This is a genomic window from Escherichia sp. MAL-1, from assembly GCF_052948035.1.
The window spans coordinates 3,812,958-3,829,865 of the sequence record NZ_CM129609.1; the positions used below are offsets into that span (position 1 = coordinate 3,812,958).

The 16,908-nt window shown below is 61.1% G+C and carries 14 protein-coding genes and 2 pseudogenes; 14 read left to right on the top strand and 2 right to left on the bottom strand.

From position 1 onward, the window contains the following. Positions 1–83 precede the first annotated feature (83 nt). The 13 genes from clpK to ACU8XX_RS19060 all read left to right on the top strand — a co-directional run bounded on the left by clpK (position 84) and on the right by ACU8XX_RS19060 (position 14,106). Positions 84–2,966, top strand: coding sequence for a heat shock survival AAA family ATPase ClpK (gene clpK, locus ACU8XX_RS19000; RefSeq protein WP_000101612.1), 2,883 nt, complete (start codon positions 84–86; stop codon positions 2,964–2,966). Continuing rightward, positions 2,966–3,157 carry a hypothetical protein gene (locus ACU8XX_RS19005; protein ID WP_001295707.1) on the top strand — a complete coding sequence of 64 codons (192 nt, stop codon included), beginning with the start codon at positions 2,966–2,968 and terminating at the stop codon, positions 3,155–3,157. Before clpK ends, ACU8XX_RS19005 begins: the two co-directional genes overlap by 1 nt. A gap of 60 nt (positions 3,158–3,217) precedes the next feature. Continuing rightward, a complete protein-coding gene (locus ACU8XX_RS19010; RefSeq protein ID WP_000412528.1) occupies positions 3,218–4,945 on the top strand; it encodes an ATP-dependent metallopeptidase FtsH/Yme1/Tma family protein in 1,728 nt (575 codons plus the stop codon). A gap of 87 nt (positions 4,946–5,032) precedes the next feature. Then, positions 5,033–5,491: a small heat shock protein sHSP20-GI gene (hsp20-GI, locus tag ACU8XX_RS19015; protein ID WP_001275372.1), complete on the top strand. Its 459-nt coding sequence runs from the start codon at positions 5,033–5,035 to the stop codon at positions 5,489–5,491. A 22-nt stretch (positions 5,492–5,513) separates the two neighbouring features. After that, positions 5,514–6,428: a heat resistance protein YfdX1 gene (gene yfdX1, locus ACU8XX_RS19020; protein WP_001022485.1), complete on the top strand. Its 915-nt coding sequence runs from the start codon at positions 5,514–5,516 to the stop codon at positions 6,426–6,428. 102 nt (positions 6,429–6,530) lie between these two features. Then, a complete protein-coding gene (yfdX2, locus tag ACU8XX_RS19025; protein WP_001005473.1) occupies positions 6,531–7,418 on the top strand; it encodes a heat resistance protein YfdX2 in 888 nt (295 codons plus the stop codon). Between the two features lie 89 nt (positions 7,419–7,507). Next, the gene (gene hdeD-GI, locus ACU8XX_RS19030) at positions 7,508–8,119 is read left to right on the top strand and encodes a heat resistance membrane protein HdeD-GI (RefSeq protein ID WP_001090787.1); all 612 of its coding nucleotides are present in this window, start codon (positions 7,508–7,510) and stop codon (positions 8,117–8,119) included. Positions 8,120–8,198: 79 nt separating this feature from the next. Continuing rightward, entirely contained in the window at positions 8,199–9,344 is a 1,146-nt protein-coding gene (locus tag ACU8XX_RS19035; RefSeq protein WP_001166995.1) for a hypothetical protein, read from the top strand. After that, on the top strand, positions 9,334–9,774 hold the full coding sequence (trx-GI, locus tag ACU8XX_RS19040; protein WP_016241904.1) for a heat resistance system thioredoxin Trx-GI: 441 nt from the start codon (positions 9,334–9,336) through the stop codon (positions 9,772–9,774). Before ACU8XX_RS19035 ends, trx-GI begins: the two co-directional genes overlap by 11 nt. 3 nt (positions 9,775–9,777) lie before the next feature. Further along, entirely contained in the window at positions 9,778–11,493 is a 1,716-nt protein-coding gene (gene kefB-GI / locus ACU8XX_RS19045; RefSeq protein ID WP_001295706.1) for a heat resistance system K+/H+ antiporter KefB-GI, read from the top strand. Continuing rightward, positions 11,490–11,987 carry a heat resistance protein PsiE-GI gene (gene psiE-GI / locus ACU8XX_RS19050; protein ID WP_000843382.1) on the top strand — a complete coding sequence of 166 codons (498 nt, stop codon included), beginning with the start codon at positions 11,490–11,492 and terminating at the stop codon, positions 11,985–11,987. Before kefB-GI ends, psiE-GI begins: the two co-directional genes overlap by 4 nt. Next, positions 11,965–12,930 (top strand): zinc metalloprotease HtpX, encoded by a 966-nt coding sequence (locus ACU8XX_RS19055; protein ID WP_016241903.1) that lies wholly within the window; start codon positions 11,965–11,967, stop codon positions 12,928–12,930. Before psiE-GI ends, ACU8XX_RS19055 begins: the two co-directional genes overlap by 23 nt. Before the next feature lie 24 nt (positions 12,931–12,954). After that, complete coding sequence (locus ACU8XX_RS19060; RefSeq protein WP_000323727.1) at positions 12,955–14,106, top strand: S1C family serine protease; 1,152 nt, start codon at positions 12,955–12,957, stop codon at positions 14,104–14,106. Positions 14,107–14,330: 224 nt separating this feature from the next. Here ACU8XX_RS19060 and ACU8XX_RS19065 read toward each other — a convergent pair. Together ACU8XX_RS19065 and ACU8XX_RS19070 are read right to left on the bottom strand one after the other, a co-directional pair. Beyond that, a pseudogene (locus ACU8XX_RS19065) lies at positions 14,331–14,906 on the bottom strand (IS5 family transposase); the annotation flags it as partial. A 237-nt stretch (positions 14,907–15,143) separates the two neighbouring features. Then, positions 15,144–15,590 (bottom strand): annotated as a pseudogene (locus tag ACU8XX_RS19070) (WYL domain-containing protein); the annotation flags it as partial. A gap of 431 nt (positions 15,591–16,021) precedes the next feature. On the opposite strand from ACU8XX_RS19070, the gene ACU8XX_RS19075 reads away from it, so the two are divergent. Further along, positions 16,022–16,885 (top strand): GTPase family protein, encoded by an 864-nt coding sequence (locus ACU8XX_RS19075; protein ID WP_446908308.1) that lies wholly within the window; start codon positions 16,022–16,024, stop codon positions 16,883–16,885. Positions 16,886–16,908: the final 23 nt, after the last annotated feature.

Sequence of the window (16,908 nt, forward strand, 5' to 3'; positions counted from 1 at the left end):
AGAAAAACCCGTCCCGAGACGAGGTGTCGCGGCTCGCGATGCCTCGTCGCCTCAACCTTTTCAACCTTCTAAGGAGCATCAGCATGGCCAGAAAACAATGCCAGGTCTGCGGCCAACCCGCCACCGTGCGGGTGGAAGCCAATCTCAACGGTCGTCACAGCACCATGCTGTTGTGCGACGACCATTACCGGCAATTAGTGCGCCAGCAAAAGCGCACCGTTTCGCCGCTGGAAGCCTTGTTCGGTTCGCGCAGCGGCCTGTTCGAGGACTTCCTCGGCAGTGACTTCTTCCGCATCGGCGACGACGCGACGCCAGTTGCCGCCGATACCGATGACGTGGTCGATGCCTCGTTTGGCGAGCCCGCCGCCGCAGGTTCGGGTGCGCCGCGCCGTCGCGGCAGTGGGCTGGCCAGCCGCATCAGCGAACAGTCGGAAGCCTTGTTGCAGGAGGCCGCCAAACACGCTGCCGAATTTGGCCGCTCCGAGGTGGATACCGAACATCTGCTGCTGGCGCTGGCCGACAGCGACGTGGTCAAGACCATCCTGGGTCAGTTCAAGATCAAGGTCGATGACCTCAAGCGGCAGATCGAGTCTGAGGCCAAGCGCGGGGACAAGCCCTTCGAGGGCGAGATCGGCGTGTCGCCGCGCGTGAAGGATGCGCTCAGCCGCGCCTTCGTGGCCTCCAATGAACTCGGCCATTCTTATGTCGGTCCAGAGCATTTCCTGATTGGTCTGGCCGAGGAAGGCGAAGGGCTGGCCGCCAACCTGCTGCGCCGCTACGGCCTGACGCCGCAGGCGCTGCGCCAACAGGTCAGCAAGGTGGTCGGCAAGGGCGCCGAGGATGGACGCGCTGAGACGCCGACCAACACGCCAGAACTCGACAAGTACTCGCGCGACCTGACCAAGATGGCGCGCGACGGCAAGCTCGACCCGGTGATCGGCCGCGCGCAGGAGATCGAAACCACCATCGAGGTGCTGGCCCGGCGCAAGAAGAACAACCCGGTGCTGATCGGCGAGCCGGGTGTGGGCAAGACCGCCATCGTCGAAGGGCTGGCGCAGCGCATGGTGGCGGGTGAAGTGCCCGAGACCTTGCGCGACAAGCGCCTGGTGGAACTCAACATCAACGCCATGGTGGCCGGCGCCAAATATCGCGGCGAGTTCGAGGAGCGCGTGCAGAAGGTGCTGAAGGAGGTGACCGAGCACCAGGGCGAGCTGATTTTGTTCATCGACGAGGTGCACACCATCGTCGGTGCCGGCCAGGGCGGTGGCGAAGGCGGGCTGGACGTGGCCAACGTATTCAAACCGATGATGGCGCGCGGTGAACTCAACCTGATCGGCGCCACGACGCTGAACGAGTACCAGAAATACATCGAGAAGGATGCCGCACTGGAGCGGCGCTTCCAGCCGGTGACGGTGCCCGAGCCGACGGTGGCCCAGACCATCATGATTCTGCGCGGCCTGCGCGACACCTTCGAGGCGCACCACAAGGTCAGCATCTCCGAGGACGCGATCATCGCGGCGGCCGAGTTGTCCGACCGCTACATCACGGCGCGCTTCCTGCCGGACAAGGCGATCGACCTGCTCGACCAGGCGGCCGCGCGCGTGAAGCTGTCGGCCACGGCCCGGCCGGTGGCCGTGCAGGAGCTGGAGTCCGAACTGCACCAGCTGCGGCGTGAACAGGATTACGTGGCCGCGCGCAAGCAGTACGACCAGGCCGCCGAGCTCGGCAAGCGCATCGAAGCCAAGGAGGCCGAGCTCAAGAAGCTCGTCGAGAACTGGGAGCGGGAGCGGGCCTCCGGCAGTGCAGAGGTCAAGGCGGAACACGTGGCGCAGATCGTCTCGCGCCTGACCGGCATCCCGGTCAACGAGTTGACGGTGGAAGAGCGCGAAAAGCTGCTGCACTTGGAACAACGGCTGCACGAGCGCCTGGTGGGACAAGACGAGGCGGTCCGTGCCGTGGCCGATGCCGTGCGGCTGTCCCGCGCCGGCCTGCGCGAAGGCAGCAAACCGGTGGCTACCTTCCTGTTTCTGGGCCCGACCGGGGTGGGCAAGACCGAGCTCGCCAAGGCATTGGCCGAATCGATCTACGGCGATGAGCACGCCCTGTTGCGCATCGACATGTCGGAATATGGCGAACGCCATACCGTGGCGCGGCTGGTGGGCGCGCCTCCGGGCTATGTCGGTTACGACGAAGGCGGTCAGCTCACCGAGAAGGTGCGGCGCAAGCCCTACAGCGTGCTGCTGCTCGACGAGATCGAGAAGGCACACCCTGACGTCTACAACATCCTGCTGCAAGTGTTCGACGACGGTCGCCTCACCGACGGCAAGGGCCGGGTGGTGGATTTCACCAACACCATCATCATCGCCACGTCCAACCTGGGTTCGGACATCATCCAGCGACGGCTGAAGGCGCGTGGGGCGGCCGACGAGGAGTACGAAAAGACCAAGGCCGAGGTCATGGACGTGCTGCGCGGCCACTTCCGGCCCGAGTTCCTCAACCGCATCGACGAGATCATCGTCTTCCATGCGCTGGGTAAGGAGGAGATCCGCCACATCGTCGGCCTGCAGCTCGATCGCGTGGCGCGCAGCGCCGCCAGCCAGGGCGTGACGCTCACTTTCGATCAGACGCTGATCGACCATTTCGCGGAAGAAGGCTACAAACCCGAGTTCGGTGCGCGTGAACTCAAGCGCCTGATCCGCAGCGAGCTGGAAACTGCGCTGGCGCGCGAGATGCTCGGTGGCGGCATCGGCAAGGGCGATCACGCCAGCGCACGCTGGGACGACAAGGCCGAACGCGTGGTGTTCGAACGCAAAGAGCCACTGCAGACCCCGGCCGAGCCGGAGCAGCCGGATGCCGCGAAGGCGACCGAGCCGGAGCAGCCGGATGCCGCGAAGGCGACCGAGACGCCGCACGGCGACGCTGGCAAAGGCTCGCGCAAGAAGAAGTCGGCGAGCGACGCATCTTGATGGCGGGCGAGGCTGCCGTGTCCGACCCCAAGGGCCTGGCATGGGCAGCCTCCCTGGCCTCGATCGCGGTGGCGTTCGTGGCCGCGGGTCACGCGGTCGTCTACAAGCGTGATCCGCGGTCGACCACGCCGTGGGGGCTGCTCATCAGCGGCGGCACTGCCCTCCCGCTCGCTGGCCATCCGTTTGCGTGACGGTGCGGCCCGTCTGTTCACCTGATCCTCTGGCAACTCGACTTTCGAGGAACACAGCCCATGGAAAAAAAGAATCAATGGAATACCGGCTACTGGATCGTTGCCCTCCTGCTGTTGTTGAGTTTGCAGAGCTACTGGCAGACGGCGAAAACCGTCGAGCCGGTGCCCTACAGCGAGTTCGAGAAGGCGCTGGCCGAGGGGCGCGTGGCCGAAGTGCTGGTGTCGGATCGTACGGTGACCGGGCGCCTGAAGTCGCCGGACAGCCGGGGCAAGACGACGATCGTGGCAACGAGGGTCGAACCCGATCTTGCCGATCGCCTGTCGAAGTACGACGTGCCCTATGCCCGCGTGTTGGAGAGCACCTGGCTGCGCGATGTGCTGTCGTGGATCCTGCCAGCGGTAGCCTTCTTTGGCGTCTGGTTCTTCCTGTTCCGCCGCTTCGCCGAGAAGCAGGGCATGGGCGGGTTTCTCAACATCGGTAAGAGCCGCGCCAAGGTGTTCGTGGAAAAGAACACCGGTGTGACGTTCGCCGATGTCGCGGGGGGGGATGAGGCCAAGGCGGAGCTGGTCGAGATCGTCGATTTCCTGAAGAATCCGCAGGACTATGGCCGTCTCGGGGCGCGCATTCCCAAGGGCGTGTTGCTGGTCGGCCCACCGGGCACCGGCAAGACATTGCTGGCCAAGGCTGTTGTCGGCGAGGCGGCGGTGCCCTTCTTCTCCATCTCCGGATCAGAGTTTGTCGAGATGTTCGTCGGCGTGGGTGCGGGCCGCACGCGCGGCGTCGGCGGCCACGACGAGAGCGAGCAGACCCTCAACCAACTGCTCACGGAGATGGACGGCTTCGACAGCTCGGTCGGGCTGATCATCCTCGCCGCCACCAACCGCCCCGAAATCCTCGACCAGGCTCTGCTGCGTGCCGGCCGCTTCGACCGCCAGGTGCTGGTGGACCGGCCCGACAAGAAGGGGCGGCTGGACATCCTGAAGGTTCATGTCAAGAAGGTGACGCTGGCCCAGGATGTAGACCTCGAACAGGTAGCAGCACTGACCACGGGCTTTTCCGGCGCGGACCTCGCCAATAGGGTCAACGAGGCGGCGCTGGCGGCGAGGAGACGCCGTGCGTCCGCCGTGGAATTGCAGGACTTCACCGCGACCATCGAGCGCATCGTGGCGGGCCTGGAAAAGAAGAGCCGCGTGCTCAATCCCAAGGAGCGGGAAACCGTGGCCCATCACGAGATGGGCCATGCGCTGGTGGCGCTGGCGCTGCCCGAAACCGACCCCGTACACAAGATCTCGATCATCCCGCGCGGCATCGGCGCGCTGGGCTACACCTTGCAGCGCCCCACCGAAGACCGCTTCCTGATGACGCGTACCGATCTCGAGCACAAGATCGCCGTACTGCTGGGCGGGCGTGCCGCCGAAAAGCTGGTGTTCGGCGAGTTGTCTACCGGGGCGGCGGACGATCTGGCGCGAGCCACCGACATCGCCCGCGACATGATCACCCGCTTTGGCATGGACGAGGGCCTGGGCTACATCGCCTTCGAGGCGCAGCGGCCCCGCTTTCTCGATACACCGGAACTGGCCCACGGCGGTTGCCGGGTGGCCGAATCGACCCAGGCGCGCATCGATCAGGCTATCCGCGACATCGTGATGGGCGTGTTCGAGCGCGCCTACCGGATTCTCGACATCAACCGCGCGGTGCTGGAGCGCTGCGCGCGCGAGCTGCTGGCGCGGGAAACGCTCGACGAAAGCGATATCCGTCAATTGACTCAAGGACTTGTTCGGAACTGAAAACAGTAGTAGGTGCCATTCAGAGTAAACCGACGGCTCTGTTCAGTGCGTCATCCAATTCGTCGGCATTGTTCAAGGAGAACCGATATGTCTGCATTGACTCCGTGGGACCCCTTCCGGGAACTGGATGAATTGCAAAACCGCCTGGCGACGATGTTCGGACGAATACCCCAGCGACAGGGCGCCCGTACCGGCAACGAAGCCATGACCACGGCGGACTGGGCACCAATGGCGGACATCAGCGAGGATGAGAACGCATTCCTCCTCAAGCTGGATCTGCCGGAGGTCCCCAAGGATGCCGTGCGCGTCAGCGCGGAAAACGGTGTGCTCACCATCAGCGGCGAGCGCAAACTGGAAAAAGAGGAGCAGGGCAAGAAGTTCCACCGCATCGAACGTGCGTATGGCCGCTTTGTGCGCAGCTTTGTCTTGCCTGACAACGTTGATCCGACCAAGGTGACGGCTTCCATGAAAGACGGCGTACTGGAAGTGCGGCTTGTCAAGGCCGAGCAAGCCAAACCGAAACAGATTGAAATCTCAGTCAACTAACTTCAATCAGGAGCCCAAGATCATGAATATCAAACAGCCACAATACACCTTCTCCGCACTTGCCCTGGCGGTCGTCGTCGGACTGAGCGGACCGGCTCTGGCCCAATCGGCGGCAGGTTCTAGCCCAGGTGCTGCAGCACCCTCTGCCGCATCCAAGGCGGCACAGCCACAGGTAGATGACAAGGCCGCCCGGGAAGCCGATAAAAAGCGTGCCGAGCTCACTCAAGACGCCATCACGGCGCTCACCAAGACCCAGGAGGCTTTGACCCTCCTTGATGCAAAGAAGACCAAGGAGGCGCTTGCTGCGCTGGAACTGGCCAGCGGAAAGCTGGAACTGGTATTGGCACGTGACGCCAAACTTGCTTTGGCGCCGGTCGATGTACGCGTCATCACCCACGATATCCACGCCAACGTGGAATCGGTAAAGAAAGCGGTCAAGTTATCTCGGGAGTTGTTGGGTGATGGCGAGGTGCAAAAGGCCCGGCCCATCGTTGCCAATCTGGCCAGCGAAATCGTAATCCAAACCGACAACCTTCCGATGGCAACGTACCCGGCAGCGATCAAGTCGGCCGCACGGCTCATCGACAGCGGCAAGATCGACAACGCCAAAGCGGAACTCGCCCGAGCACTGAACACGCTGGTGGTGACCTCGGTCGCCTTTCCTCTGCCCGTGCTACGGGCCGAAGCCGCGATGGCAAAAGCTGAAAAGCTGGCCGAGACCGACAGGCGCGATGCCAAGCAGAACGAGGAGCTCAGCACCTTGCTGTCGTCCGTGCGCACGGAGATCGAGATGGCGCAGATCCTGGGTTATGGCAAGAAGGCGGACTTCAAACCCATTTTCGATCAGGTGAAGTCCATTGAGCAAAAGTCGGCTGGTGGCAAAAGCGGCAAGGGATGGTTCGACGAGTTGAAGACGCGCATCCAAAAGCTGTTTTGAGGTGATGAAGGGGCTGACTGCTCTGTCGGTCAGTCTCGCGATGTTCGCATTCAGCCCCAACAGATTCGCCTATTTTCACTATCTCATACGAGGCATATCACCATGAATGAGCAAACACCGAATCCCAATGCGACGAACGAAGGAATAAACGAACAAGCCGCGGTAAGCAGCCTTCCTGTCAGTCCAGAGTCCAAGCCTGAAGTCGTCACGGAGGTACAGCCTGAGGTTCAGAAAGAAACGGACTCGCAGGCGGCAGACAAACGTAAACAAGTCCTCGATGAGGCAGTCTCGGCCTTGTCGCTGACCAAATCAGCGCTGGCCGCACTTGACGGCAAGGACACTGCACGCGCATTGGCAACGCTGGCCGAAGTGACGGGAAAGCTGGAGCTGATCGTCGCGCGCGAACCCACGCTCGCCCTGGCCGGCGTTGATGTGCGCACCATCGTGCACGACTTGTTCGCCAACACGGAAACCATTGAGGCGATGACCGACGAGGCGCTGGATGCCCTCAAACATGGCGAGGTGCAACAGGCTCGCCACGTGCTGGCTTTGCTGGCCAGTGAAATCGTGATCACGGTCACCAACATCCCTTTGGCGTCCTATCCCGCAGCCGTGAAGGCAGTCGTGCCGCTGATCGATCAGGGCAAGATCGAAGAAGCCAAAGCCGCGCTGCAGTCAGCGCTCAGCACGCTGGTCGAGGAGCGCAGTGTGCTTCCGCTGCCCGTCCTGCGTGCGAAGCTGCTCCTGAAGCGCGCCGAGCCTCTGGTAGAAGATGGTCAGCGCAGCGAAGCATCCAATGAGCGCCTGGAGACATTGTTGAACGAAGCCCGGCAGCAGTTGGAAATGGCAGAACTGCTGGGCTATGGAAAAAGGAAGGACTTTGAGCCCCTGTACGCTGAACTCAAGAAAATCAAGGAAAAGACGGGAGGGGGAGGCTTCGGAAAAGGCTGGCTCGATGAAGTCAAGGCAAAACTGTCCAGGTTGTTCTGAAACCGCTGGAGAGGGGGCGCATAGCGCCCCCTCTCTTGTCCCATGAGTGTTTGATTTTTTATTTTGTATAGATCTTTAGGAGATATTGCATGAACACAGACACCAACGCCAATTCCAATGCGGATGACCCCACCAAAGCACTGTGTTCGCTGAGCCAAAATTGGTGGCTTTTTGTGCTGCGCGGTGTCTTGGCATTGATTTTTGCAGCCCTCGCGTTCTGGATGCCACAATCGGCTCTGTTGGCCATGACCATCATGTTCGGCGCATTTTCCTTGGTCAATGGCGCGTTCAACTTGTTTGCAGCAGTGCGCCATATCCAGAAAAAAGAGCGCTGGGGCTGGTTGCTGTTCAGCGGCATTGTCGGCATACTTACGGGCGTCGTCGTCCTGGTTGCTCCTTGGGTCGCCACGATAGTCTTGGCTTCTTTTTTATGGGCTAGCGTGGGCTTCTGGGCGATTTTCACCGGTGTGCTGGAGATATCTGCCGCCGTTCGGCTGCGTCGGGAAATCAAGGGTGAAATCTGGCTTGCCCTCAGTGGACTGCTCTCGATTATCCTTGGTGCTATCGTCTTGTGGATATTTTTTACCCGTCCGGTCGAGTCATTCGTGGCCGCAGGCTGGCTGTTGGGTTTCCATGCGGCAGTCTATGGCGTCACGCTTTTGTTCTTGAGTTGGAGTCTTCGCAAAACGCGCCTGGGGTAAGAGCGTGCCAAACCAGAATCTATGGATATGAGCATCCTCGATTCATGCCTCCATAGAAATGACATCGAAGGAGTCATACATGCAGATACAATATAGCTATCGAGCTATCGACAAAGAGTTTCATGAACCTTGGCAGAGAGCTTTGGGAAATGTGATCGAGCACGCCCTCAAGCCATTGCTCGACAAACACACTAAAGATTCAGCGCGACTTCAAATCGTCCTTGATCGCGACAAGATCAAGCGGCAATTTCTGGCCAGTGGCTATATGCACCTGCCCGGCAAAAAGATTGTCAGCGTTACTGCATCACATGACGAGCTGACGCCCCTCGCGCAGATGCTCGCACAGTCGTTGTTCCGTCAGGCCAAGAAGCATTTTGACCGACTGCATGCTCAGGATCAAATCAAGCGCAAAGCACGACGCGAGCGCTTGCGCGAGCTCAAGGTGCGGATTGCCGCAAAACCCGCATCAGCCGCCCATGAGGCCGAGGTGACCCGAATGCCTCTACTGTCGAAACTTGAGGCTGTCGCAAGGCGTGAGCTGGCTTATCTGCGGGCCGTCGGCGATTTACCGCGCGATTATCCGACGCTGCGCGACGTGGTGGATGAAGCGATTGTCCGAGCTAAGGTGGAATGGCAATCCGTGCCGGGGGAAAAAGAGGCTTACACCGGTCTTTTGAAGCATCTGTTCGCCGTCCTGGATAACGAAGTGGCAAGCAGCCGGCAATTTGGCGAATTCGTTTCTCTGGACGCGCCGGTCGAACCGGATGCCCAAGACGTGGCCGAGGCCATGGTGGAAGAGGAAATCTTCGAATTTTATCAGCACGATGACACACTCAAGCTGGCCGATATTTTCGCTGGCAGTCAGCATCCCGATGTCGCAACGATCGCGGAACAGGAGGAGCTGATTGATCGGTCGAGCGAGTTCGCTTTTGCATTTGACCTGCTGAAGGACATGCCGCGTTTGTGGCGGCGCATTTTTCTGCTTATCCGTGTGGACGGGCTGAATGCCAGCAGCGTCTCTGAAATCCTGCTGATTCCTAGTAAGGAAGATGCTGTCCAAAGGTGGCTCATGCAGGCCGAAGCATTCATCGCTGCTCATCTGGAAGAGGCCGGAGTAAGCAAAAACGGGAACGATTGGCTCCAAGGCGTTGATTGGTCGGCATTGTCTGTGACCCGAAGCGAGGCAGCCTCACTGTGGTCCAAGGAGGCGAACCATGAAGAATGATCTTCACCTCGTCTGCCCGCATTGCCAGTCCATCAACCGCGTACCGACTGCGAAGCTATCGGAACATCCCAACTGTGGCCGCTGCCAGCAGCCCTTGTTCACGGGCGAGCCCATCGAGTTGACCACGGCGACGTTCTCGCGCCACGTGGAGCGCAGCGATCTGCCGCTGCTGGTCGATTTCTGGGCGCCATGGTGCGGGCCGTGCAAGATGATGGCGCCACAGTTTCAGCAAGCGGCGCACCAGCTCGAACCGACGATCCGGCTGGCGAAGGTGAATATCGAGGCTGAGCCCCACCTGGCCGCGCAGTTCGGTATCCGCAGCATCCCGACGCTCGCCCTGTTCCAGGGTGGGCGGGAGATCGCCCGTCAGGCCGGCGTGATGGGCGCGCAGGACATCGTGCGCTGGACGTCGACGCAAGTGGGACGCTGACCGATGCAGGGCTTGCTCGGCACTACGCTAATCCTGCTGGCGGCTTGCAGCCTGGCGGCGATGGCGACGGCGGCGTTCAGAGTGCCCGCCTTGCTGGGGTATCTCTCTGTCGGCGTTGTACTGGGCCCCTCAGTCATCGGCGTGATCGCGCCGGGGGAGACGCTGAGCTTTCTGTCCGAGCTGGGCGTGGCGCTGCTGTTGTTCATGGTCGGACTGGAATTCTCCCTCGGAGACTTCTGGCTCGCCCGCAGGACGGTGCTGATGGCGGGCGCTCTGCAGATGATCGCCGTGGCCCCGCCGCTGATCCTGCTATTGATGTGGCTGGGGCAGCCCGGCCAGAGCGCCGCGCTGCTCGGCACTGCGGCGGCCATGTCGTCCACGGCGCTGGTCAGCCGACAACTGGCCGACCAAGGCGAGCTCACCACCCGCCACGGACGCAGTGCCATCGCCGTGCTGGTCTTTCAGGACCTGGCCAGCGTGCCCCTGCTGGCCTTGCTGGCGATCTGGGCGCGCGGCGAGTCGCCGAAGATCGAGCATGTGCTGCTCGAAGTATTCGGTGTGCTGCTGCTGTTCGCGGCAGCGGCCCTCGCCTCGCGCCGTCTGTTGCATGGCCTGCTGGGCTGGGTGGCGCGGCGGGGCCACGAGGAATCGTTCGTGCTCGTCTCCTTGTGCGTGGTGGTGGCCGCCGCCGCCGCTGCGCACGCGGTCGGCGTATCTGCCGCCCTGGGGGCCTTCCTCGCCGGGATGGTGCTGGGCGAGAGCGACTTCCGGCACCACATGGAAAGCCACCTCAGGCCGTTTCGCGATGTGTTGTCGGGCGTGTTCTTCGTGACCATCGGCCTGCAACTGGACGCAGCACAGATTCTTTCGGCACCGCTGGCGGTGCTGGCGTGGCTGGTGGTGCTGGTACCGGTCAAGATCCTGCTCAATACGCTGGCCTTGCGGGCGACGCGCCTGTCCGCCCTCGATGCCTGGCGCACGGGCATAGCGTTGGGGCACGGCGGCGAGTTCGCCCTGCTGTTGTTGGGCACGGTCTTGCAGCAGCATCTGATCCCCGCGACCGTCGTCCAACCCATGCTGGTCGCGCTGGTGCTCAGCATGGCCCTGGCACCGCTACTGATCCGCCATCACGATGTACTTGCCCGGTTCTTGAGCCGCACCGGCGGCGTCATTCAGCCACCCCAGGCTGAAGAAGTCGAGATCGCCGCGCAGACGACGCGATATCGAGACCATGTCATCATTTGCGGCGCGGGCGAGCTTGGCCTGACAGTCAGCGAGATTCTTCGCCACGCCGGCGTGGCGCATCTGCTGCTGGAGGCGGACGCGCAGAAGGTCGAGGCCGCGCGTGCCGCCGGCGCGCCGGTGTTCCATGCCGATGCCAGTCGGCCCGATACCTTGCTGGCTGCCGGCTTGACGCATGCACACTTGGTGGTGCTGACGTTCGCCCATGCCCAGCAAGCGTTGCGCATCGCCCAGGCGATTGCCGAGCACCGTCCGGCGCTGACCTTGTGGGTGTCATGCAGAAGTACGACCGCGGCCGATGCATTTCGCGCCATGCCCAACGTGCGCGTGTATCAGCAATCCTTTGCCGCAGCTATTGGGCTGGCGGAACAGGTGATGTCGACGCTTGGCATGTCGACCGAGCTGATTGAAGGACACATCAGCGCAATGCGCCGCCGTCTCGACAGCAGCCGTTTTCCAGGGAGTTCATCGTCATGAAATCAACACGCCTTAACCCATTTCAGGTCTTACGTGACCAATTGGCCATCATGAGTTTTTACGAGCGCTTCGAGCAGGTCGTCGCGCTCGTGCTGTCGGCGGTGATCGCCGTCATCATCGTGGTGTCGCTGTTCCAGCTCATCTCCATCGTCTTCACGCTGCTGGTTCTAGATGCCTTCAATCCCCTGGACCACGAGGTATTCCAGAGCGTGTTCGGCATGATCATGACGCTCTTGATCGCGATGGAGTTCAAGCATTCCATCGTGCGCGTGGCGCTGCGTCGGGACAGCATCATCCAGGTCAAGACGGTGGTCCTGATCGCGCTGATCGCACTCTCCCGCAAGTTCGTGATCCTCGACTCCAACGCGAGCCCCGCAAAGATAGCCGCGCTGGCTAGCGCCACGCTGGCTCTGGGTGCGACCTACTGGCTGCTGCGCAAGCGCGGCGACCGCGCCGCCGAGACCTCTGAGCATGACCCGTCATCATCCCAGTGATCCGCGCACGGCGCTCTTGCAACACCGCTGGCCCAACCGCCTGCAGACCGGGCTGTTGGTCCTGACCCTGGTCGGGATCGCAGCCGCAGCAGGGAGACTGCCGTTTGGGGAAGGCTGCCTGTGGCTCGCGCTGTTTGCCATTGCAGGTGCGTTGCTGCTGGAACCGGTAGCCGCGTCGGCGCTGAGCTTGCGCCTGTACCGCGTACGGGCCTTGCACCCGCAAGAAGCCCACAAGATGTGGGCCCTATTGCGCGAGCTGCCCGCCCGTGCCGGTTTGCCCGCCACGCCGGTGCCGCACTATGTGCCCAGTGCCGTCGTCAACGCCTTCGCCACCGGATCGAAGCAGGAGGCATCGATCGCCCTCACCGATGGCCTGCTGCGCAGCCTGAGCCCACGCGAGCTGGCGGGTGTGCTCGTGCACGAGGTCGCGCACATCGCTAATGAGGATCTGCGTGTCATGGGGCTGGCGGATTCCGACAGTCGCCTCACGAGCCTACTGGCCCTTATGGGACAGATCGCGATCCAGCTCAGCCTGCCCGCGCAGCTGGTTGGCGCGGCGGAGGTCTATTGGCCTGGTCTATTGTTATTGGCCGCATCGCCCCAGCTGGCCCTGCTCGCACAGCTCGGCTTGTCTCGCGTGCGTGAGTTCGACGCTGACCGCCTTGCGGCGGAACTGACTGGCGACCCGCAGGGGCTGGCGTCCGTGCTGGCAAAAATCGAGCGGGTCAGCCGCTCCTGGCGTGCCTGGCTATGGCCGGGATGGGGCAATCCCGAGCACTCCTGCTTGCGTACGCGTCCGGCAACGCAAGAGCGCATCGCACGCCTGCTGACGTTGGCGCCTGGGCCAGCATCAGCGTTGCCACTCCGCGCGCCCCATTTTTTGCCGGAATCCGCTTTGGCGACGCGCCCACCGCGCTGGCGCCCGAGCGGGCTGTGGCGCTGATTGCCCATCAACAGGAGACGTCTCATGGCCTATCTCGACCCGTACCAACGCCCCGCGCCGGACCGCTTCGTCCGGCGCGGGCTCTTCATCACCGCCTGCATTGCCGCGCTCATGCTGCTGTGGCAGTTTCTGCCCGCCATCGAGGCATGGTTCAGTCCGCGCGAGGCAGCAGAACGCACCGTGATGGCGCGTGGCGATCTGGCGGCGGACGAGAAAACCACCATCGAACTGTTCGAAAAATCGCGCGCCTCGGTGGTCTACATCACCACCGCGCAATTAGTACGCGATGTCTGGACGCGCAACGTGTTCTCCGTGCCGCGCGGCACTGGCTCGGGCTTCATCTGGGACGACGCCGGCCACGTCGTCACCAACTTCCACGTCATCCAGGGCGCGTCCGAAGCCACCGTCAAACTGGCCGACGGCCGCGACTACCAGGCCGCGCTGGTGGGGATGAGCCCCGCGCACGACATCGCCGTGCTCAAGATCGGCGTCGGTTTCAAGCGCCCGCCGGCCGTGCCGGTCGGCACCAGTGCCGACCTCAAGGTGGGTCAGAAGGTGTTCGCTATCGGCAACCCCTTCGGCCTGGACTGGACGCTCACCACTGGTATCGTCTCCGCGCTCGACCGCTCGTTGCCGGGAGAAGCGGGCGGCCCGGCCATCGATCACCTGATCCAGACCGACGCCGCCATCAACCCCGGCAATTCCGGTGGCCCGCTGCTCGATTCGGCTGGGCGGCTGATCGGAATCAATACCGCCATCTACAGTCCGTCTGGCGCCTCGGCCGGCATAGGCTTTGCGGTGCCGGTCGATACCGTCATGCGCGTGGTGCCGCAACTCATAAAGACCGGCAAGTACATCCGTCCGGCACTGGGCATCGAGGTGGATGAGCAGATCAACGCGCGTCTGCAGGCGCTGACCGGCAGTAAGGGCGTATTCGTATTGCGCGTGACGCCGGGCTCGGCGGCGCACAGGGCCGGGCTCGTCGGCGTCGAGGTCACCGCAGGCGGCATCGTGCCCGGCGATCGCGTTATCAGCATCGACGGTATCGCCGTCGACGACGTCACCACATTACAGGCCCGGCTAGACGACAAGAACGTTGGAGATGTTGTGGTCTTGTTAGTGGAGCGGGCCGGCAAGACTCGCGAGATGCTTGTGGAACTACAACCGGGAGTTTGATGGAAAGTGGGTCATGGATCTGCACAGCGAAGCAGCCAAGCGACTTCAGCCTTGCGCCGAACTATGAGCCCTAGCTAGGGATGGTCTGAAGTAGCCCTGTATTTCCGGCTGACTTCAGCCACTGCTGATTTTGAAAGCGGTGAACCGATCAAAAACGATCGGATCACCCGCTCATTTCGGTGCTTTCAGCCGTCGCGAGCACCTTGCGACGGCCATTTTCCGCATTACAGGCGCACCTCTCCTGCGCTTGCCAGCAAATGTCGGCGGGCCATCCATAGGTTCGACAGGGCAAACAGCGTCACCAGTTGTGCAGTGTTCCTCACCAGCCCTCGGAAACGTACCTTGGTGTAGCCGAACTGCCGCTTGATCACGCGAAACGGGGGCTCTACCTTCGCTCGCACTTGCGCCTTGGCCTTCTCGATCTTGCGCTTGGCTTTGTACAGGGCGCTGCGTTTATCGAGCATCTTGTAGGTGCTGCGGCGTGCTGCGACCTGCCAGATCACTTCTCGGTCGGCATGCTCGGAGCGCTTTTCGACGCCGGTGTAGCCGGCATCGGCGCAGACGACGTTCTCGTCGCCGTGCAGCAGCTTGTCGACCTGGGTGACATCCGCCACGGTGGCTGCCGTGCCCACCACGCTGTGTACCAGCCCCGATTCATCATCAACGCCGATGTGCGCCTTCATGCCAAAGTAATACTGGTTCCCCTTCTTGGTCTGGTGCATTTTCGGGTCGCGCTTGCCGTCCTGGTTCTTGGATGAACTGGGCGCGTGGATCAGCGTGGCATCGACGATAGTCCATCTTGATAATATCGGGCCGCTCAACGCTCGGGTACGGCACGAAATCCAGCTCGACGATGCGCGTCCACTGGATGTCGTTATCCTGTCGTTCGTTGGCTTGTGGCTCCTCGTCGAGCAATGTTGGTGCTTCGATGCGGGTGACGACGAAATCCCGAAACTCTCTACTCTTGCGATCAAAGGGACGTGCCAGCGCATGCCGGTATCAACCAAAGCAAAGGGCACAATTACCCGCTCGGACTCGCCGCTGCTCATCGAGTAGTAGCGGATGGCGACGGGTCGCTTAGCGTGGATGCCTCGGCAAATCGTGGCTAACACATCCATCTTGGGAATGCTTAGGGCTGCGGGGGATTCGCATGGTAGCAGCGCCTGCATTGAGCCGTTCACGCCATCGCCAAAACCGAGAGACAGCGCCGACAGAACGCGCAGCGATGCGTGCTCGAACAACGGTGAGAACTCCTGCCCGATGCGATAAATCTTGTTGCTACCATCGAAGGTGATGTTATGCGGCGCAATTTCCCGGTACAAAGCCAAATCGCGTGTCGCCCCTGCCGGAGCCACACCGAAGCGCTCAATCAGATCAGGGCGTCCGATCTCACCGAAGAAATAGAGCCGAAAATCGATGTAGGCCAACCTCTCGCGCTGGACCAAACTCAAGTCCTCAAGCCGCTTAGAAAGGGAACCAAGCATGAATCATCACTATAGGGAAAAAATGAATATTTAATACGGTAATCCATAAAATGCCATGATTATAATCAAATTGATGATAATCAGCATTAATACTTATGTAACAGCAAGAATTTATGTCTTAAACGTAGACAGTCATCGTATGGGCTGATGTTTCTATACCGTTAAATTGATGCCATCCAACTATAAAACCTTGCTGCCCAATGCCCTATAGCTCCCTCAGGCAATTTGCCCTTATCCACTGTTCTGGTCTGGGGATGAGGGATATCAGAATAACCTAACGACTCAGGGACTGGGATCACAGGCAACCGTGGCTCGTCGCTTACCTTAATTCAAATTATTTTCAGATAGATATCATTCTTCTGAACATACCCGATTAACGGCAGAATCTCACGATTCTGCCGTTTTTGTATAATTTTTCAGAGGAGTAGCTAATGAACAATTCTGAAGGTTTGAAGTCGTTTCAGCAATCGCTTGCTGGCCTGCCACAGTGGGTGTCTGAACGTATATTGCAGCAGATAAATCAGTTAACCCATTACGAGCCAGTAATCGGCATTATGGGTAAGAGCGGTGCCGGTAAATCCTCACTCTGCAATGCCCTGTTTGCCAGTGAGGTATCACCGGTCAGCGATGTGGCTGCATGTACCCGTGAGCCACTGCGCTTTCGCCTGCAAGTCGGCGACCGCTATATGACGCTGGTGGACCTGCCCGGCGTGGGCGAAAGTGGTGCTCGCGATACCGAGTATGCTGCGATGTACCGCGAACAACTCCCCCGGCTCGACCTGGTTCTGTGGCTGATTAAGGCCGATGACCGGGCGCTGGCGGTGGATGAACATTTTTATCATCAGGTGATTGGAGAGGTATACCGGCATAAGGTGCTGTTTGTTATCAGCCAGTCGGATAAGGCCGAACCTACCAGCGGTGGGGGACCGTTGTCCACGGCGCAGAAGCAGAATATCAGCCGCAAAATCTGCCTGCTGCATGAGCTGTTCCAGCCCGTCCATCCGGTGTGTGCTGTGTCGGTCCGTCTACAATGGGGGCTTAAGGTGATGGCCGAGCGGATGATTAAGTGCCTGCCACGTGAGGCCACCAGCCCGGTGGTGTCGCAACTCCATCCTTCCTTTCGCACGACGGTAGTCCGGGAACAGGCTCGTAGCGATTTTGGTGAAACCGTCGGGGCCGTACTCGATAGCATCAGTGCCTTTCCCCTGATACCCGCCCCGGTGCGGGCCGTCATTCAGGCCGTGCGCACCACGGTGGTGTCAGTGGCCCGCGCCGTCTGGGATTTCTTCTTCTGAGTATTTAACCCATCCCTGTTACT